Genomic DNA, 18,388 nt, shown 5'->3' on the forward strand with positions numbered 1-18,388 from the left:
TACCCTGTTTATGCCGCAATTGGCCGGGCATCTCAAGGGCAATGGTCTGATAGACAATAAAAAACGGCCGCAAGCGGCCGTTTGAACGCCGATGGACGGGTTACTTCTTCTCGTGTTCCTGCGGGAACACCAGGTTCAGCACGATGGCGGTAATGCCGCCGGCGGCGATGCCGGAAGAGAGCAGGGTTTTCAGCCAGTCCGGCGCGAACTGCAGGATCAGCGGCTGCTGGGAGACGCCCATGCCGACGGCCAGCGACAGCGCCATGATCATGATGGCGCGGCGGTTGAGACGCTCGCGCGATACGATGCGCACGCCGGAGGCGGCGATGGTGCCGAACATCACGATGGTCGCGCCGCCCAGTACCGGTTCGGGGATGTGCTGCACGAAGCCGGCCACCGCCGGGAACAGCCCCAGCGCGATCAGCATCAGCGCCACCACGAAGCCGACGTAGCGGCTGGCGACGCCGGTCAGTTGGATCACGCCATTGTTCTGGCCGAAGCAGGAGTTGGGGAAGGTGTTGAACACCGCCGACAGCATCGAGTTCAGGCCGTTGGCCAGCACGCCACCCTTCAGGCGCTTCATGTACAGCGGCCCGCTGACCGGCTGTTCGGAGACGTCGGAGGTGGCGGTGATGTCGCCGATGGTCTCGAGCGAGGTGACCATAAAAATCAGCATCAGCGGCAGCAGCAGGTTCCAGTCGAAGCCCAGGCCGTAATAGAGCGGCGTGGGGATGGTGATCGCCGCCGTGGGGGCCGCCGGTGCATCGGCGGGCAGCATGTCCATCGCCCAGGCCAACAGATAGCCGACCGCCATGGCGATCACCAGCGAAGCCACGCGCAGGTAAGGGTTGCGCTGGCGGTTCAGCAGGATGATTACCGCCAGCACCGCGCCGGCCAGCAGCAGGTTTTTCGGCGAGCCGAAGCTATGATCGTTCATCGCGGCGTAGCCGCCGCCGATCGAGGTCAGGCCGACCTGAATCAGCGACAGGCCGATGATCATCACCACGATGCCGGAAACCAGCGGGGTGATGATGCGGCGCGCCAGATGCAGCACGCGCGACAGCAGAATTTCGGTGCAGGAGGCGACCATCAGGGTACCGAACAGCGCGGCCATCATGGTCGGCACGTCGGCGCCGCCGTTTTTCAGCGCCAGACCGCCCATGATCAGCGGCGAAACGAAGTTGAAGCTGGTGCCCTGAATCGACAGCAGCCCGGAACCCACCGGCCCCCAGGTTTTGATTTGCAGAATGGAAGCCAGACCGGAGGCGAACAGCGACATGCTGATGATGTGCTGGGTATCCTGTGCCGGCAGGCCCAGCGCCTGGCAGATCAGCAGGGCCGGGGTGATCACCGCGACGAACATCGCCAGCAGATGCTGGCCGGCGGCAAACAGCGTTTGCGGCAGCGGCGGGCGATCTTCCAGGCGATAAATCAGTTCACTGGCGCGGGGTTCTGAGGCGGCTTGGCGCGCGGCATCAAGCTCGGAGGATGACATGCTCATGGTGTGGCGTTTCCAGATACGGCAAAGCAGGCATTTTAATGCTCCGCCCCACAAAAGCAAACGGTTGCGCGTAAATATTATGTTGCCGACTTTCCTGTTTATGTCGCATTTTCATTCATTTTTTCTTGTCATCTCAGCGTTTTTTACTTCTAATCCTGCACTCATCAAGTTTAAAAACTCAGTGGTTTTCTATAACTTATTATTTTTATTTGGATCTTTTTCCTTACATGGAGTACCTGGATGTTTCATCTTGATACTTATGGCACGTTAGTCGCGGCGACGCTGGTTTTGCTCCTCGGGGGCAAGTGCGTCAGAACCATTCCTCTGCTGCGAAAATATACCATTCCCGCTCCCGTCGCCGGCGGTTTGCTGGTGGCCCTCCTGCTGTTAGCCCTGAAAAAGCTCGTCAACTGGGAAATCAGTTTTGACATGTCGCTGAAGGATCCGCTGATGCTGGCCTTCTTCGCCACCATCGGCCTGAACGCCAACCTGGCGCGTTTGCGCGCCGGCGGCAAGGTGCTGGTGGTGTTCCTGTTCGTGGTGCTGGGGCTGCTTATCGTGCAGAACGCCATCGGCATCGGCATGGCGAAAATGCTGGGGTTGGATCCGCTGATGGGCCTGATCGCCGGGTCGATCACCCTGTCGGGCGGCCACGGCACCGGGGCGGCCTGGAGCAAGCTATTCATCGAGCGCTACGGCTTCGAGAACGCCACGGAAGTCGCCATGGCCTGCGCCACCTTCGGCCTGGTGCTGGGCGGCCTGATCGGCGGCCCGGTGGCGCGCTATCTGGTCAAGCACTCCTCCACGCCGGAAGGCACCCCGGATGACAGCGTGCAGCCGAGCGGCTTCGAGAAGCCGGAAAGCGGCCGTCTGATCACCTCGCTGGTGATGATCGAAACCATCGCCATGATCGCCATCTGTCTGAGTCTGGGGCAGCTGATTGCCGGCCTGCTGAGCGGCACGGTGTTTGAACTGCCGAACTTCGTCTGCGTGCTGTTCGTCGGGGTGATCCTCAGTAACACGCTGGCCTTCACCGGTTTCTATACCGTGTTCGAGCGGGCGGTGTCGGTGCTGGGCAACGTCAGCCTGTCGCTGTTCCTGGCGATGGCGTTGATGAGCCTGCGCCTGTGGGAGCTGGCCTCGCTGGCGCTGCCGATGCTGGCGATCCTGGCGGTGCAGACGCTGGTCATGGCGCTGTACGCGATCTTCGTCACCTATCGGGTGATGGGTAAAAACTACGACGCGGCGGTGCTGGCCGCCGGCCACTGCGGCTTCGGCATGGGCGCCACGCCGACGGCGATCGCCAACATGCAGGCGATCACCGATCGTTTCGGCCCGTCGCACGTGGCGTTTTTGGTGGTGCCGATGGTGGGGGCGTTCTTTATCGATATCGCCAATGCCATCGTCATCAAGCTGTATCTGCTGCTGCCGGTGTTCCCGGCGGTGGGGTGATATCGCGGGTCATCGCGAAAAGGGCGCCTGCGGCGCCCTTTTTTATGCGTTGGAGTAGCGCGCCTTCTCCGGCAGCCAGCGTTCGATCAGCGCCTGGGCGTGCTCCGGATAGTGCTGATGGAGATGGCGAGCGACGCGCTGCACTTCGGGGATCATCGCCTGATCGCGCAGCAGATCCGCCACCTTGAATTCGGCGCTGCCGGTCTGGCGGGTGCCCAGCAGCTCGCCCGGGCCGCGGATCTCCAGATCGCGCTGCGCGATGACGAAGCCATCGTTGCTGTCGCGCAGCACCTGCAGGCGCGTTTGCGCAGTCTTGCTCAGCGGCGTTTTGTACAGCAGCACGCAGTGTGAGGCCACGGCGCCGCGCCCTACGCGGCCGCGCAGCTGGTGCAGCTGAGCCAGGCCCAGCCGCTCCGGGTTTTCGATGATCATCAGGCTGGCGTTCGGCACGTCGACGCCGACTTCGATCACCGTAGTGGCCACCAACAGCTGCAGCTCGCCCTGTTTAAACGCCTGCATCACCGCCTGCTTTTCCTGCGCTTTCATGCGGCCGTGCACCAGCGCTACCTTCAGCTCTGGCAGCGCGGTTTTCAGTTCTTCCCAGGTGGCTTCCGCCGCCTGCGCTTCCAGCAGCTCGGACTCTTCGATCAGCGTACATACCCAGTAAGCCTGCCGCCCCTCTTCCAGACAGGCGCTCTTCACCCGTTGAATGATGTCGGCGCGGCGGGTATCGGGGATGGCGACGGTGGTCACCGGCGTACGGCCCGGCGGCAGCTCGTCGATGACCGAGGTATCGAGATCGGCATAGGCGGTCATCGCCAGCGTGCGCGGGATCGGCGTGGCGGTCATGATCAGCTGATGGGCGTGGAAGCCTTGCTCTTCGCCTTTCTCCCACAGCGCCAGCCGCTGATGCACCCCGAAGCGGTGCTGCTCATCAATGATCACCAGCGCCAGGCCGTTGAACTGCACCTGCTCCTGGAAGATGGCGTGGGTGCCGACCACCATCGACACCTGGCCGCTGGCGATAGCCTCCTGCTGCGCGATGCGCGCCTTGCCTTTCTGTTTGCCGGCCAGCCAGCCGACCTCCAGCCCCAGCGGTTCAAACCACTGACGGAAATTGTTGGCGTGCTGCTCGGCCAGTAGCTCGGTCGGCGCCATCAGCGCTACCTGCTTGCCGTGCGCGATGGCGCGCAGCGCCGCCAGCGCCGCCACCAGCGTTTTGCCGGAGCCGACGTCGCCCTGCACCAGCCGCATCATCGGGAAGTCTTTTTGCATATCGGCTTCGATGTCGGCCACCACGCGCGTTTGCGCGCCGGTCGGCGAGAACGGCAGCTGGGCGAGAAAACGGTTTTTCAGCCGATCGTCCGGCAGCAGCGGCTGCGCCTGATAGCTCTGCGCGCCGGCGCGCACCGCCAGCATGCTGAGGTTATGCGCCAGCAGCTCTTCAAGGATCAGGCGTTTTTGCGCCGGGTGTTTGCCCAGCTCCAGATCCGCCAGCTGGATGTCCGGCGGCGGGCGATGCAGGGTGTGCAGCGCCTGCGGCAGGCTCATCAGGCCGCCGCTCAGCTCCGGCGGCAGCAGCTCGGCGATAGCGCAGGTATCCAGCAGCTCCAGCGCCTGATCGGTTAGCTTGCGCAGCGTGGCCTGCCGCACCCCTTCGGTGGTGGGGTAGACCGGCGTCAGCGACTCTTGCAGCTCAACCTCGCTGGCTTCGCCCTGAATGCGGTATTCCGGATGGATGATTTCCGCGCCGTGGTTGCCGCGCTTGATCTCGCCGTAGGCGGTCACGCGGCGGCCGGTGGCCAGGCTGTTCTTCATTGCGGCGTTGAAGTTGAAGAACCGCATGGTGAGGATGCCGGTGCCGTCGCTGATCTGGCAGGTCAGCATGCGGCGGCGGCCGAAGCTGATGTCGCTGCGCAGCACTTCCCCTTCTACCGTGGCGTAGATGCCCGGCAGCAGATCGTTGATCGGGTAGAGGCGGGTGCGGTCTTCGTAGCGCAGCGGCAGGTGCAGCAGCAGATCCTGAATGGTCTCGAGGCCGAGTTTGGCCAGTTTGCCCGCCTGGCTGGCGCCAACCCCGGAAAGCGTGGTGAGTGGGACAGCATCCAGCAGGCGGCCTTTCATTTGCGCACCGTCGCCTGCATGGCCGCCCACCATTCGGCGCTGGCGACCACCTGGCCCTGCTCGTCAATCTGCGGGCGCGGCAGCCCTTTGCGCTTGGCTACGTTGGCCAGCACCGGGTAGCCGCCTTCGAACAGCAGACGCTGCTGCTCTTCTTCATCCAGCATACTGTTGTCGCGGCGATACAGGCCGGCGTTCTGCCGCTGGCGCTGTGCTTCATACAGGATCAGTGCCGAGGCCACGGAGACGTTGAGCGATTGCACCATGCCGATCATCGGAATGACGATGTCCTGATCGGCCAGCGCCAGCGCTTCTTCGGTGATGCCGGTTTTTTCCTGGCCGAGCAGCACGCAGGTGGGCCGGGTATAATCCACCTCGCGGAAATCGACCGCGCGCGCAGACAGATTGGTGGCCAGAATTTGCATGCCCTGCGTTTTTAGGTGACCGACCGCGTCGCCGATGGAGCGATGGGTTTTGACGCTGACCCAGCTGTTGCTGCCGGCGGCGGAGGAAACCAGGGTGCGCATGCGGGTGGTGGGCCACACGGCGTGGACCTGATGCACGCCGACGGCGTCGGCGGTGCGGATAATGGCGGAGACGTTATGCGGTTTGTGCACTTGCTCCAGGCAGACCGTCAAATCCGGCTGCCGGGTCGCGAGCATTTCACAAATCCGCGCATAGCGTTCAGGACTCATAAGCGCTAGTTTCGGTTGCGGTTAACTTTGATCACATCCGGCATGATACGGATTTTACGCATAATGTTTGCCAAATGGATGCGATCGCGGGTGGTCAAGCGGATAAAGGCGCTATAAACCCGACCGTCTTTCTCTTCGGTGTTCAGGCTCTGAATATTGGACTCGGCCGCGTTGATCGCCGCCGTCAGGTTGGCCAACGCGCCCTGGTGGTTGAACATATCCACCTTGATCTCGGCGATGAACTCCTGCTCGGTCTCTTTATCCCACTCGACCGCCATGAACTTCTCAGGCTCTTTCTGATAGCCGCGAATATTGCGGCAGGACTCATGGTGGATCACCAGCCCTTTGCCCGGGCTGACGTGAGCGATAATCGGATCGCCCGGAATCGGACGGCAGCACTTGGCGAAGGTGATCAACACCCCGTCGGCGCCCTTGATGGCCAGGTTACGCACGCCGGAGGAAGCGCCCAGGCTGGACTGATCGCCCTGCAGGTTCTTCGCCACCACCACGCTCATGGCGTTGCCGAGGCCGATTTCCGCCAGCAGATCGTCCAGCGTCGCCAGCTTCATACGGTCCAGCTCGTGCTGAATGTTTTCCTGCGGGATTTCGGCCAGCTTGCGGCTGCCGCCCAGCGCGTGGTTGAGCAGACGGCGGCCGAGGCCGACGGAGTCGTCGCGCTTGAGGTTCTTCAGCATCTGGCGAATTTTGGCGCGCGCTTTCGAGCTGACCACGAAGTTCAGCCAGGCGGCGTTGGGCCGCGCACCCGGCGCGGTGATGATCTCGACGGTCTGGCCGCTGGTCAGCGACTGCGACAGCGGGTACGGCTGACGATCGACGCGCGCGCCGACGCAGGCATGGCCGATATCGGTATGCACCGCATAGGCGAAATCGACCGGCGTGGCGCCGGCGGGCAGCTCGACGATGCGGCCTTCCGGGGTGAAAACGTAAATCTCATCCGGGAACAGATCGGATTTGACGCTCTCGATAAACTCAAACGAACTGCCGGCGCTTTGCTGCAGTTCCAGCAGGCTCTGCATCCAGCGCTGGGCGCGGATCTGCGCCGTGGTGCCGGTTTCGCCCTGTTCTCTTTCCTTGTAAGCCCAGTGCGCGGCTACCCCCATCTCAGCCATCTGGTCCATGTCTTCGGTGCGGATCTGCACTTCGACCGGCACGCCGTGCGGGCCGATCAGCGAGGTATGCAGCGATTGATAGCCGTTGGCCTTGGGAATGGCGATGTAATCTTTCACTCGCCCCGGGCGCGGTTTGTACAGGCTGTGCACCTGGCCGAGCACGCGGTAGCAGGTATCGACCTCTTTCACGATCACCCGGAACGCGTAGATATCCATGATGGAATGGAAACGCTGTTCTTTGAGATGCATCTTGAGGTAGATGGAGTAGAGGTGTTTTTCCCGCCCGCTGACGCGGCAGGCGATACCGGCTTCGGTCAGTCGCCCCTCGATCTCGGAGAGGATTTTTTGAATCATCTCTTTGCGGTTGCCGCGTGCGGCTTTCACCACTTCCTTGATCACGCGATAACGGTTCGGGTACAGCGCCTCGAAGCCCAGCTCTTCCAGCTCGGTCTTCAGGTGATGAATACCCAGACGGTGGGCGAGCGGGCTGTAGATTTCCAGGGTTTCACGCGCGATGCGCCGGCGTTTGTCGGGGCGCAGCGAACCGAGGGTGCGCATGTTGTGCGTACGGTCGGCCAGCTTGATCAGCACGACGCGGATATCCTGCACCATCGCCATGATCATCTTGCGGAAGTTTTCCGCCTGCGCTTCTTTCTTGTCCTGGAACTTCAGCTTGTCGAGCTTGGAGACGCCCTCAACCAGTTCGGCGACGCTCTTGCCGAACAGCTGTTCCATATCTTGATAGGTGGCTGGGGTGTCTTCGATGACGTCGTGCAGCAATGCCGCCATCAGCGTCTCGTGATCGAGACGCATTTCCGCCAGGATGCAGGCCACGGCGACCGGGTGAGTAATGTAAGGCTCACCGCTGGAGCGTGTCTGGCCCTCGTGCGCGTCGCGCGCGACGAGGTATGCCTGTTTGAGGCGCTTAATCTGCTCCTCGGGCAGGTAACGTTGAATCAGCAGATTCAGGCTTTCAAACAGGTACAAGGCGGACTCGCAGTCTAATTAACGACGACCTTCAGCAATCGCGGTAACCGCTTGAATCTCTGCGGCTTCCTGCTCTTGCTGTTCCTGGCGCTCACGCACGTCGAGGATCTGGCTGGTGATCAGGCCTTCTTCGATTTCGCGCAGGGCGATAACGGTGTACTTGTCGTTCTCTTCCGGAACCAGTGCATCTTTGCCGCCGGTCTGGATCTGACGCGCCCGACGAGCAGCGACCAACACCAGGTCAAAACGGTTACCAATTTTCTCTACAGCGTCTTGAACAGTTACGCGTGCCATATTTGTGCTACTCCACAGGTGACGAAAAGACTGGGCATGATACTGAAACTGCCTTCAGTCTGCCAATAGTTTGCTGATTAAAGCGTCATGCCGCAGCAACTGGCGGCCCAAACGCAGGCGTTCGGCGCGAATGATGGTCTTCAGATCGGACAGCGCCAGATCGAAATCATCGTTCACGATCAGGTAATCGTACTCCGCGTAATGCGTCATTTCCGCCACGGCCTGAGCCATGCGCTTGGCGATCACCTCTTCGGAATCCTGCCCGCGCCCGCGCAGGCGGCGGCCCAGTTCTTCCTTCGACGGCGGCAGAATGAAGATGCTGCGCGCCTGCGGCATTTTGGCGCGGATTTGCTGCGCGCCCTGCCAGTCGATATCCAGAAACACGTCCACGCCGGTCGACAATACTTGTTCGATGGCGGCGCGCGAGGTGCCGTAATAGTTGCCGAACACTTCGGCGTGCTCAAGAAACGCGTCCTGCTCGATCATCCGGCGGAATTCGTCTTTCGAGACGAAGAAATAGTGCTCGCCGTGATTTTCACCCGGGCGGCTGTCGCGCGTGGTGTGCGAAACCGAAACCTGCGTGTCGTACAGCGGTTGCGTCTTTAACAAAGCCTGAATCAGACTTGATTTACCTGCGCCACTGGGAGCAGAGACAATATAAAGCGTGCCTTGAGCCATGATGATGTTCGTTGATAACGGTTGATATGCCAATAACAGCGGATGTGTATTTTCTCCGCACAGTATACACGGCTAACGCGCCGGGTGCAGCGTTAGCTCGCATTTTGCCCGCCGCTTTGCGCGGAAAAAGCGGCGAATGAGCGAATTTGCGCGTCGAAGGGCGACATTTCTGCAGTTTTGGCCTCGGCGGCGGCGCGTTGCCGCCCCGAGATCAGTGATCCGGATGCTGGTAGTTGAACACCGGCAGGCCAAGGCGGAAGCGCAGGGCGATCAGGCGCGCGCTCAGGCCGGCGACCAGCGTGAGGATCACCACCAGATTGTGCGGCAGGCTGAGGTGCTGCAGGCCGATATACAGCCAGGCGGCGCTGAAGGAGATGCCGGCGTAGATCTCCTTCTGGAAAACCAGCGGGATACGGTTGCAGAACATGTCGCGCAGCACCCCGCCGAAGACGCCGGTGATCACCGCGGCGATGGCGGCGATAATGGCGCTGTGTCCCATATCCAGGGCCACCTGCGCGCCGATGATCGAGAAGACGATCAGGCCGACGGCGTCGAGCACCAGGAACAGGCGGCGCAAATGGCGCATCAGGGGAGCCACCCAGGTGGTGACGATCGCCGCTATCGCGACGATGACGATGTATTCCGGGTGTTTGACCCAGCCCAAAGGAAAATGCCCGAGCAGCATATCGCGCACCGACCCGCCGCCGATCGCCGTGACCGAAGCGATGATGATCACGCCGAACATGTCCATTTGGCGGCGGCCGGCCGCCAGCGCGCCGGTCATGGCTTCGGCGGTGATGCCGATGATATAAAGGATGCTCAGTAACATAAGGGATTCACAGCGTACTTGCGTCAGAATGATGGCCGGCAGGGTAATCGCCGCCGAGGACGCGCGCCACTGAGTTTTTTTCACCGATGGCGTTTCGGATTAATTTAGCTAATCCAAACTCCGTTTTTATTGCCGATAACCAGCCTTTTTTAACATCTGGCTGTTGATGAAAGCATTAGAAATTTCGCGCTGGTTTCCATCGCTGACTATGCTTTTTGCAGCGAATCCTTCAACCGATAAACCGAGACTGCAGATGAAAAACTCCCCGAGATTGGCCGCCGGCGCCGTGGTGGCCGCCCTGCTGCTGAGCGGCTGCGTGGCGCCAGGCCACCAGGCTGTGCCACCCGCCCCGGCTTGCCGCACCGGCGACCCGCTGGTGCAAACAACGCTCTACTTCGGCCTGAATCGCCCGGCGGGGCCGGCGATCACCGCCGCCGAGTGGCAAACCTTCGTCGATAGCCAGGTGACGCCGCGCTTTAAAGACGGGCTGACGGTCTTTGATGCCAAAGGGCAGTGGCTGGGCCACGACGGCAAGCTGGCGCGCGAGAACAGCAAGGCGCTGCTGCTGATCCATGCGCCGGGCAAAGAGAGCGAGGCGAATATCGAGGCGCTGCGCAGCGGCTACAAGCAGCAGTTTGCGCAGGATTCGGTAATGCGGGTGGATGCGCCGGTGTGCGTGGCGTTTTAAAGCGAACTCCCGGCTCTGCGGCCGGGAGTGGGGATTACAGCACCAGGCCGGCGATGGCCGCCGACAGCAGGCTCACCAGCGTCGAGCCGTAAACCAGCTTCAGGCCAAAACGGGAAACCACGTTGCCTTGTTGCTCGTTCAGCCCCTTGATGGCGCCGGCGACGATGCCGATGGAGGCGAAGTTGGCGAACGACACCAGGAACACCGACAGAATGCCCAGCCCGCGCGGCGACAGCTCCGCCGCGATTTTCTTCAGCTCAATCATCGCCACGAATTCGTTGGCCACCAGCTTGGTCGCCATGATGCTGCCCGCCTTCAGAGCCTCTTCCGCCGGGATACCGATCAGCCAGGCCAGCGGATAGAACACATAGCCGAGGATCTGCTGGAAGCTGATGCCGAGCACCGCGGAGAACAACGCATTGACGGCGGAGATCAGCGCGATAAAGCCGATCAGCATCGCCGCGATGATCATCGCAATCTTGAAGCCGGCCAGAATGTATTCGCCCAACATTTCGAAGAAGCTCTGATCTTCATGCAGTTTGTTCAGCTTCAGCTCCGGCTCGTCTTCGACCTGATACGGGTTGATGATCGACAGAATGATGAAGGTGCTGAACATGTTAAGGATCAATGCCGCCACCACGTACTGCGCGTCGATCATCGACATGTAGGCGCCGACGATGGAGAGCGATACCGTCGACATGGCGGTCGCGGCCATGGTGTACATGCGGCGCGGCGAGATATCGCCGATGATGCCTTTATAGGCGATGAAGTTCTCCGACTGCCCCAGCACCAGCGTGCTGACTGCGTTGAACGATTCCAGCTTGCCCATGCCGTTGACCTTGGACAGCAAGGTGCCGACCAGGCGAATGATCAGCGGCAGGATGCGGAAATGCTGCAAAATGCCGATCAGGGCGGAAATAAAGATGATAGGGCACAAAACGCCGAGGAAGATGAATGCCAGACCATCCTTGCTCATGCCGCCGAACACGAACTCCGATCCTTGGGCGGCGTAGGCGAGCAGAGTGTCGAAGAAGCCGGCGACGTGTTTGATCACGCTGAGCCCGCTGGCGGAGTGCAGGAAGAAATAGGCCAGCGCGCCTTCGATCACCAGCAGCTGGATGATATAGCGCAGGCGGATTTTCTTGCGATTATTGCTGACCAGCAGCGCCAGGGCGATGATCACCACCAGAGCCATAATAAATTGCAGAATTTGTGGCATAAACGGTCCGTACGGTTCACGGGCAGAGAAAAAACACATTTAGCCACAGCATCGCCGCCCTTTCATTACCTTGCGTGATAATTAGAACAAAATACTTATGGCGTGCGGGATATCTTGCCGATTGTCATCCGCACGCGCTGCTCGGCAGTTTTTCATAAGCTTCCCGGTGAGCCGGTTGCCCAGAGGCCTGCCGGCTCGCAACCTGATGCAATCGCCGTCACTCGCGTGCAAACGCCTGGAATCTGGCTCGCAACTGGCGCTTTTTCATGGCGTAAAGCGTGGTTTTCTCGAGAGAGGCAGAGAAAAATGCCTGAACAAAGCGCCACGACCGGCGCGTATTTTCTCGGACAAGGAGGCGAACGATGAATACCGGCACGTTGCTCAGGGCGCTGGCCAACGGCGTTAATCCCGACACCGGCGAGCTGTTGAGATCGGCTTCGGCGGCCTGTGCGCCGGAGGCTATCCGCCTGCTGTTCGCGTTGGCCAACGAGTTCGACGGTGAATCCGAACTGCAGAAAAAAGCCCGGCTGACGCCGGAGGAGAAGCGGCAGAAGAATCTGGCCGAGGGCCGGCCGGCCAATGCCTACTTCCCTTGGCCGGAAGAAGAAAAACTGCGGCTGCGTGAGAGCCATGCGGCCGGGGCGACGCTGGAAGCGCTGAGCGATGAGTTCGAGCGCTCAACCTGGAGCATTGCGGTGCAGTTGCAGAACATGGGGCTGATTGATGAAGAGCAGGCGGCCGCCCATCGCTGATCTGCAGCCAGAAAAAAGCCCGCTTGGCGCGGGCTTGATGGCATGCGGGGCAGGATCACTCGATGTTCTGGATCTGCTCGCGCATTTGCTCGATCAGCACTTTCAGCTCGATGGCGGAAGCGGTGACGTCGGCATTGATCGACTTGGAGGCCAGGGTGTTCGATTCGCGGTTGAACTCCTGCATCATAAAGTCGAGGCGGCGGCCGACGGCTTCTTTCTTCTTCAGGATGTTGTGCGTCTCTTTCACGTGCGCTTCCAGACGGTCCAGCTCTTCGGCGACGTCGATGCGCTGCGCCATCAGCACCAGCTCTTGCTCCAGGCGGGTGTTTTCCAGCTGTACCTGTGCCTCTTCCAACTTGCTGACCAGGCGCTCGCGCTGCCATTGCAGGATGTTCGGCATCTGGGCGCGCACTTTGACCACTTCGGCGCTGACGCCGTCGAGGCGCTGTTCGATCAGCGTTTTCAGCGCGGCACCTTCGCTTTCGCGTGCGACGATGAAGTCATCCAGCGCGCCGTCCAGCGCCTGCATCAGCTCGGCGCTGATGGCGTCCAGATCCTGCTCCTGCGCGGACATCACGCCCGGCCAGCGCAGCACGTCGATCGGGTTGATTTCACCTTCGTCGCTCTGCATTTTCACCCAGTTGGCGGCTTCGACCAGCTGTTTGGCCAGTTTTTCGTTCAGGATCAGCGAGCTTTGCGCGCTTGGATCCAGCTCGAAACGCAGGTTGCATTCGACTTTGCCGCGGGTCAGGCGGCCACGGATACGTTCACGGATCACCGGCTCCAGGCTGCGGAATTGTTCCGGCAGGCGGATGTAGGTTTCTAAGTAGCGCTGGTTAACGGAACGCAGCTCCCAGGCTGCGCTGCCCCATTCACCCTTGATTTCACGCCGGGCGTAGGCGGTCATGCTGCGGATCATTGATGCGTACCCGTAATAGGAAAAGATGGGGCGATTATAGCGTCGCGGCTGCGGGCAGGATAGGCATTACGTCACGAAGCCCGTATAATGCGCAGCCAATAGTTGATTTGAAGCCGGAGAGAGCCCATGCGTCCTGCAGGCAGAGCACCACAGCAAGTTCGCCCCCTGACACTGACCCGTCACTATACCAAACACGCTGAAGGTTCAGTGCTGGTTGAGTTTGGCGATACCAAAGTCTTGTGCACCGCCACGGTAGAAGAGGGCGTTCCGCGCTTCCTGAAAGGCCAGGGGCAAGGTTGGATCACCGCCGAGTACGGCATGCTGCCGCGCTCCACCCACAGCCGCAACGCTCGTGAAGCCGCCAAAGGCAAACAGGGTGGCCGCACGCTGGAGATCCAGCGCCTGATCGCCCGCTCGCTGCGCGCCGCGGTAGACCTGAAAAAGCTCGGTGAATTCACCATCACCCTCGACTGCGATGTACTGCAGGCCGACGGCGGTACCCGAACTGCCTCGATCTCCGGCGCCTGCGTGGCGCTGGCCGATGCGTTGAACACGCTGGTGGCCAACGGCAAGCTGAAAGCCAACCCGATGAAGGGCATGGTGGCGGCGGTTTCCGTCGGCATCGTCAATGGCGAAGCGCTGTGCGATCTGGAGTATGTGGAGGATTCCGCGGCGGAAACCGACATGAACGTGGTGATGATGGAAGATGGCCGCATGATTGAGGTGCAGGGCACCGCCGAAGGCGAGCCGTTCAGCCACGATGAGCTGTTGGCGCTATTGGCGCTGGCCCGAGGGGGCATCGAAACCATCTTCCAGGCGCAGAAAGCGGCGCTGGCGGACTGATTTTTTAAGGCGACTGAGAAGTCGCCTTTTTTATGCCCGGCGATCGGGCGGCAGTAATAACAAGACCTAAGCAGATTCAGACGAGGAGAAGCAGTAATGAAAGCCTATCAGCGCCAGTTTATCGAGTTCGCGCTTAACAAGCAGGTATTGAAATTCGGCGAGTTCACCCTGAAATCCGGCCGCACCAGCCCGTATTTCTTCAACGCCGGCCTGTTTAATACCGGGCGCGATCTTGCGCTGTTGGGGCGCTTCTACGCCGAAGCTCTGATGGACTCCGGCATCGATTTCGACCTGCTGTTTGGCCCGGCCTATAAAGGCATTCCTATCGCCACCACTACGGCGGTGGCGTTGGCGGAACACCATGAGCGCGACGTGCCTTACTGCTTTAACCGCAAGGAAGCCAAGACCCACGGCGAAGGCGGTTCGCTGGTAGGCAGCCCGCTGCAGGGGCGCGTGATGTTGGTGGATGATGTGATCACCGCCGGCACCGCGATCCGCGAGTCGATGGAAATCATCGGCGCCAGCGGCGCTTCGCTGGCGGGCGTGCTGATCTCCCTCGACCGTCAGGAACGCGGCCGCGCGGATATCTCCGCCATTCAGGAAGTGGAACGCGACTATCACTGCAAGGTGATTTCGATCGTGACGCTGAAGGACCTGATCGCCTATCTGGAAGAGAAGCCGGAAATGGCGGACCACCTGGCGGCGGTGCGCGCTTACCGCGAGCAGTACGGGGTGTAAGTAAAAACGCCGGGCATGCCCGGCGTTATCTTTATTGCAGCTGGGCCGCCAACAGCGGCCAGCGGGCGTCGAATTCCTGCGTTGGGCGATAGCGGAATTCCGAACGCACATAGCGCGACAACATGCCTTCGCAGAAGGCCAGCAGCTGGCTGGCCAGCAGCGTTTCATCGACGATAAAGCCTTTGCCTTCGCGCAATTTGCGCTCTTTCAGCACCTGTCGCAGCTGCGCCTCGATGCGTTCGAACAGCTGGTTGATGCGGCCCTGCAGGCGATCCTGTTCAAACATCAGCGCGTGGCCGGTCATGATGCGCGTCAGCCCCGGGTTGCGTTCCGCAAAGCCCAGAATCAGCAGTAAAATCAGGCGCAGACGATTAAACGTCTCTTTCTCGTCCTGCAAGATCAGGTTGATGCGGGTGATCAGGCTGTCTTCGATAAACTCGATCAGGCTGTCGAACATCCGTGTCTTGCTGGGGAAATGCCGGTACAGCGCAGCTTCAGAAACACCCACGTTCGCGGCGAGCTTGGCGGTGGTGATGCGTTGGCTGCCGTCGCTGGACTCCAGCATCTGGGCTAACGCCTGCAATATTTCCTCGCGCCGATTCCTTTTCGTCTTTTCTTTTTCTGCCATGTCTGATTAGACCCTTGCTAAAACTTAACTGACGGAAACCCGCGCACCGGCCGCTGCAGAGCAGGCTCTGTGCGGCTTATGTGATAGCTTTTTTACGATGCTGGGGTCAGCGGCCTTAACGGCCCTTTCCGCGCTGCCTGGTGTGCGCTGCAATTGTCGCGGTAAAACCTTGCCGCAGAGAACATCCTTCTCCCCGGAAAGGCAAGGTTCAGGCGACGTTTCCCTGCCGGCCCTCGTGCCTTGGGTGGCGCTTAGTGGCGCCCCGAGTGGCCGAAGCCGCCTTCGCCGCGCTCGCTGCCGTTGAATTCTTCCACCAGGTTGAATTCTGCCTGCACTACCGGCACGAAGACCATCTGCGCGATGCGTTCACCCGGCTCTATGGTGAAGTGCTTCTGGCCGCGGTTCCAAACGGACACCATCAGCTGGCCCTGATAATCGGAGTCGATCAGGCCGACCAGGTTGCCCAGCACGACGCCGTGCTTATGGCCCAGGCCTGAGCGCGGCAGGATCACCGCCGCCAGGCTTGCGTCGGCGATATGGATCGCGAGGCCGGTAGGCAGCAGCGTGGTTTCACCCGGCGCCAGCTCTACCGCGCTGTCCAGGCAGGCGCGCAGGTCGAGACCGGCGGAGCCCGGGGTGGCGTAGGTCGGTAGCGGGAAATCCTGACCGATGCGCGGGTCGAGGATCTTAACGTCGATTTTTTTCATCATAACGGCTGACTATCTCGTCTATTAAACGTTGGCCAAGGAGTGCCTTGTCGCTCAGCGCCAGGCGTTTCTCTCCATCCTGCCAAAAAAGGTGCAGGGCATTGGTGTCGCTGTTGAACCCGTGCTCTGCAAGCGATACATCGTTAGCGCAAATCAAATCCAGCTTCTTACGCGCCAGTTTTTGCCGCGCGTATTCTTCCACATTCTGGGTTTCGGCGGCAAACCCCACGACAAACGGTCGATTTTTGGTCATCGCCGCCACGCCGGCGACGATGTCGGGGTTTTTTACCATCTTGAGGATGATTTCATCACCCTGTTTTTTTATTTTTTCATCGGCGATCCGCTCGGGGCGGTAGTCGGCCACGGCGGCGCAGGAGATGAAAATCTGCTGTTGCGCGGCGCGCTGTTGCACCGCCTGCTCCATCTCCAGCGCGCTGGTGACGTCCACTCGGGTGACCGATGGCGGCGTCGGCAGGCTGACCGGCCCGGCGATCAGCGTCACCTGCGCGCCGCGGGCGGCGGCGGCGCGGGCGATGGCGAAGCCCATTTTGCCGGAGCTGTGGTTGCTGATGAAACGCACCGGATCCAGCGCTTCACGCGTCGGGCCGGCGGTGATCATAACCTGCAAATGTTGCAGATCCTGCGGGGAGGAAAAATGCGCGTTCGCCAGGTCGACGATGTTCAGCGGATCCAACATGCGGCCCGGGCCGACGTCGCCGCAGGCCTGGCTGCCGCTGTCCGGCCCCCAAAGCAGCATGCCGCGCGCCTGCAGCGTTTGCAGGTTGGCCTGCGTGGCGGCGGCGCGATACATCTGCTGGTTCATGGCGGGCGCGGCGGCGATGGGGGCATCGGTCGCCAGGCAGACGGTGGTCAGCAGATCGTTGGCCATGCCGGCGGCCACGCGCGCCAGCAGATCGGCGGTCGCCGGCGCCAGAATAACCAGATCCGCCCACTTGCCGAGTTCGATGTGGCCCATGGCGGCTTCGGCGGCGGGATCCAACAGATCGTCGGACACCGGGTAACCGGAAACGGCCTGCAGCGTCAGTGGCGTAATGAACGCCTTGGCGGCGTGGGTCATCACCACGCGCACTTCCGCGCCCCTGTCGCGCAGGCGGCGCACCAGCTCTGGGCATTTGTAGGCGGCGATGCCGCCGCTGATGCCAAGCACAATATGTTTGCCGGAAAGTCCCGTCATCATCATTGTCCGATTGAAAGCCGAAAGATGCGCCATTTTAGCATATCCGCCGTTCAGGTGAGCGATTCCGCAATGGCTGCAGGGCGTTACATTGTGCTTTGCGAAACACTTCGCAATGTTATCAAACACCTGTCGAACGCGCCGGGTGGCACATGGCATGCTGTAGCCCTTTCAGGGAGGAACACGATGAGCAACTCGATTGTGGCGTGCTGGCCGGGCGCGCTGGCACCGCGTGAAAAGCTGTTGATGCAGGGGGCGGCGGCGCTGTCCGACGCAGAGCTGTTGGCCATTTTCTTGCGCACCGGGTTGCCCGGCGTGCACGTGATGCAGCTGGCGGAGCAGCTGCTGCGCCGGTTCGGCTCGCTTTATCACCTGATGTCGGCCGATCATCAGGCTTTTTGCAGCCAAAAAGGCCTGGGGGACGCCAGCTATACGCAGCTGCAGGCGATTGCCGAGCTGGCGCTGCGCTTCTTTTCCAGCCATTTGTCGCAGGAAAACGCCATGCTCAATCCGCGGGTCACCCAGCATTATCTGCAAAGCCTGCTGGCGCATCGCGAGCGGGAGGTCTTTTTGGTATTGTTTTTAGACAATCAGCACCGGGTTATTCGCCATCAGGAGATGTTTGCTGGTACCATCAGCAGCGTCGTCGTCTACCCGAGAGAAATTGTGCGCGAAGCGTTGAAGGCTAATGCCGCCGCGCTGATTCTCGCGCATAATCACCCTTCGGGTAAGGCTGAACCCAGTCATGCCGACCGCTTGATAACGGAACAGGTGGTGAAAGCCTGTCAGTTATTGGAGATCCGAGTGCTTGATCATTTGGTGATCGGTCGGGGTGAATGCGTCTCTTTTGCCGAGCGCGGATGGCTTTAAGCGATTTTTTCGCGATCCTTGTGGGATCTTTAGCTGTTCGGGACTTGAGCACTTACGCTTCAGAGCGTATACTACGCCACCTTTGAGAATCTTGGGTTTGGCGCAAGAGCCTATCTCAGCAGGTTTCTGACCTGATGTGTGG

18 protein-coding genes are annotated in these 18,388 nt (G+C 60.8%); 6 read left to right on the forward strand and 12 right to left on the reverse strand.

Going from position 1 to position 18,388, the window contains the following annotated elements; translation table 11 throughout:
* Positions 1–100: 100 nt before the first annotated feature.
* Entirely contained in the window at positions 101–1,501 is a 1,401-nt protein-coding gene (locus ACJ8HN_RS23310) for a nucleobase:cation symporter-2 family protein (RefSeq protein WP_019452186.1), read from the reverse strand.
* A gap of 240 nt (positions 1,502–1,741) precedes the next feature.
* Here ACJ8HN_RS23310 and gltS point away from each other — a divergent pair, with 240 nt between their 5' ends.
* Entirely contained in the window at positions 1,742–2,953 is a 1,212-nt protein-coding gene (gltS, locus tag ACJ8HN_RS23315; RefSeq protein ID WP_033649747.1) for a sodium/glutamate symporter, read from the forward strand.
* Positions 2,954–2,995: 42 nt separating this feature from the next.
* Here gltS and recG read toward each other — a convergent pair whose 3' ends face one another.
* The 6 genes from recG to ACJ8HN_RS23345 form a co-directional block, all read right to left on the reverse strand.
* A complete protein-coding gene (gene recG / locus ACJ8HN_RS23320; RefSeq protein ID WP_033636486.1) occupies positions 2,996–5,077 on the reverse strand; it encodes an ATP-dependent DNA helicase RecG in 2,082 nt (693 codons plus the stop codon).
* Positions 5,074–5,769 carry a tRNA (guanosine(18)-2'-O)-methyltransferase TrmH gene (gene trmH / locus ACJ8HN_RS23325; RefSeq protein ID WP_060439569.1) on the reverse strand — a complete coding sequence of 232 codons (696 nt, stop codon included), beginning with the start codon at positions 5,767–5,769 and terminating at the stop codon, positions 5,074–5,076. Before trmH ends, recG begins: the two co-directional genes overlap by 4 nt.
* Positions 5,770–5,774: 5 nt before the next feature.
* Positions 5,775–7,886: a bifunctional GTP diphosphokinase/guanosine-3',5'-bis pyrophosphate 3'-pyrophosphohydrolase gene (spoT, locus tag ACJ8HN_RS23330; RefSeq protein WP_019452189.1), complete on the reverse strand. Its 2,112-nt coding sequence runs from the start codon at positions 7,884–7,886 to the stop codon at positions 5,775–5,777.
* A gap of 18 nt (positions 7,887–7,904) precedes the next feature.
* Entirely contained in the window at positions 7,905–8,180 is a 276-nt protein-coding gene (gene rpoZ / locus ACJ8HN_RS23335; RefSeq protein ID WP_004931221.1) for a DNA-directed RNA polymerase subunit omega, read from the reverse strand.
* Between the two features lie 54 nt (positions 8,181–8,234).
* Positions 8,235–8,858, reverse strand: a complete 624-nt coding sequence (gene gmk / locus ACJ8HN_RS23340) for a guanylate kinase (protein ID WP_033636481.1) — start codon at positions 8,856–8,858, stop codon at positions 8,235–8,237.
* Positions 8,859–9,069: 211 nt separating this feature from the next.
* Positions 9,070–9,687 carry a trimeric intracellular cation channel family protein gene (locus ACJ8HN_RS23345; protein ID WP_025304704.1) on the reverse strand — a complete coding sequence of 206 codons (618 nt, stop codon included), beginning with the start codon at positions 9,685–9,687 and terminating at the stop codon, positions 9,070–9,072.
* A gap of 253 nt (positions 9,688–9,940) precedes the next feature.
* Here ACJ8HN_RS23345 and ACJ8HN_RS23350 point away from each other — a divergent pair, with 253 nt between their 5' ends.
* Complete coding sequence (locus ACJ8HN_RS23350; protein WP_047569999.1) at positions 9,941–10,375, forward strand: DUF3574 domain-containing protein; 435 nt, start codon at positions 9,941–9,943, stop codon at positions 10,373–10,375.
* Positions 10,376–10,409: 34 nt separating this feature from the next.
* Here ACJ8HN_RS23350 and ACJ8HN_RS23355 read toward each other — a convergent pair whose 3' ends face one another.
* The gene (locus tag ACJ8HN_RS23355) at positions 10,410–11,594 is read right to left on the reverse strand and encodes a NupC/NupG family nucleoside CNT transporter (protein ID WP_004931212.1); all 1,185 of its coding nucleotides are present in this window, start codon (positions 11,592–11,594) and stop codon (positions 10,410–10,412) included.
* 362 nt (positions 11,595–11,956) lie between these two features.
* On the opposite strand from ACJ8HN_RS23355, the gene ACJ8HN_RS23360 reads away from it, so the two are divergent.
* Positions 11,957–12,346: a hypothetical protein gene (locus ACJ8HN_RS23360; RefSeq protein ID WP_442524024.1), complete on the forward strand. Its 390-nt coding sequence runs from the start codon at positions 11,957–11,959 to the stop codon at positions 12,344–12,346.
* 55 nt (positions 12,347–12,401) lie between these two features.
* Here ACJ8HN_RS23360 and ACJ8HN_RS23365 read toward each other — a convergent pair whose 3' ends face one another.
* On the reverse strand, positions 12,402–13,265 hold the full coding sequence (locus tag ACJ8HN_RS23365) for a YicC/YloC family endoribonuclease (RefSeq protein ID WP_015379441.1): 864 nt from the start codon (positions 13,263–13,265) through the stop codon (positions 12,402–12,404).
* Between the two features lie 126 nt (positions 13,266–13,391).
* Between ACJ8HN_RS23365 and rph the strand changes: the two genes are divergently transcribed.
* Both rph and pyrE read left to right on the forward strand, forming a co-directional pair.
* The gene (gene rph, locus ACJ8HN_RS23370) at positions 13,392–14,108 is read left to right on the forward strand and encodes a ribonuclease PH (RefSeq protein ID WP_025160305.1); all 717 of its coding nucleotides are present in this window, start codon (positions 13,392–13,394) and stop codon (positions 14,106–14,108) included.
* 96 nt (positions 14,109–14,204) lie between these two features.
* Positions 14,205–14,846, forward strand: coding sequence for an orotate phosphoribosyltransferase (gene pyrE / locus ACJ8HN_RS23375; protein ID WP_004931204.1), 642 nt, complete (start codon positions 14,205–14,207; stop codon positions 14,844–14,846).
* Positions 14,847–14,877: 31 nt separating this feature from the next.
* Here the strand turns inward: pyrE and slmA are convergent, their stop codons facing one another.
* The 3 genes from slmA to coaBC form a co-directional block, all read right to left on the reverse strand.
* A complete protein-coding gene (gene slmA / locus ACJ8HN_RS23380; RefSeq protein ID WP_004931203.1) occupies positions 14,878–15,474 on the reverse strand; it encodes a nucleoid occlusion factor SlmA in 597 nt (198 codons plus the stop codon).
* A 251-nt stretch (positions 15,475–15,725) separates the two neighbouring features.
* The gene (gene dut, locus ACJ8HN_RS23385) at positions 15,726–16,184 is read right to left on the reverse strand and encodes a dUTP diphosphatase (RefSeq protein WP_049212145.1); all 459 of its coding nucleotides are present in this window, start codon (positions 16,182–16,184) and stop codon (positions 15,726–15,728) included.
* Positions 16,162–17,379, reverse strand: coding sequence for a bifunctional phosphopantothenoylcysteine decarboxylase/phosphopantothenate--cysteine ligase CoaBC (gene coaBC / locus ACJ8HN_RS23390; protein WP_164096530.1), 1,218 nt, complete (start codon positions 17,377–17,379; stop codon positions 16,162–16,164). The genes dut and coaBC overlap by 23 nt, the downstream gene beginning before the upstream one ends.
* Before the next feature lie 183 nt (positions 17,380–17,562).
* On the opposite strand from coaBC, the gene radC reads away from it, so the two are divergent.
* Complete coding sequence (gene radC, locus ACJ8HN_RS23395) at positions 17,563–18,246, forward strand: RadC family protein (RefSeq protein WP_033654522.1); 684 nt, start codon at positions 17,563–17,565, stop codon at positions 18,244–18,246.
* Positions 18,247–18,388 lie beyond the last annotated feature (142 nt).

It is taken from the genome of Serratia sp. CY29653 (assembly GCF_052169255.1).
Classification (GTDB): domain Bacteria; phylum Pseudomonadota; class Gammaproteobacteria; order Enterobacterales; family Enterobacteriaceae; genus Serratia; species Serratia sarumanii.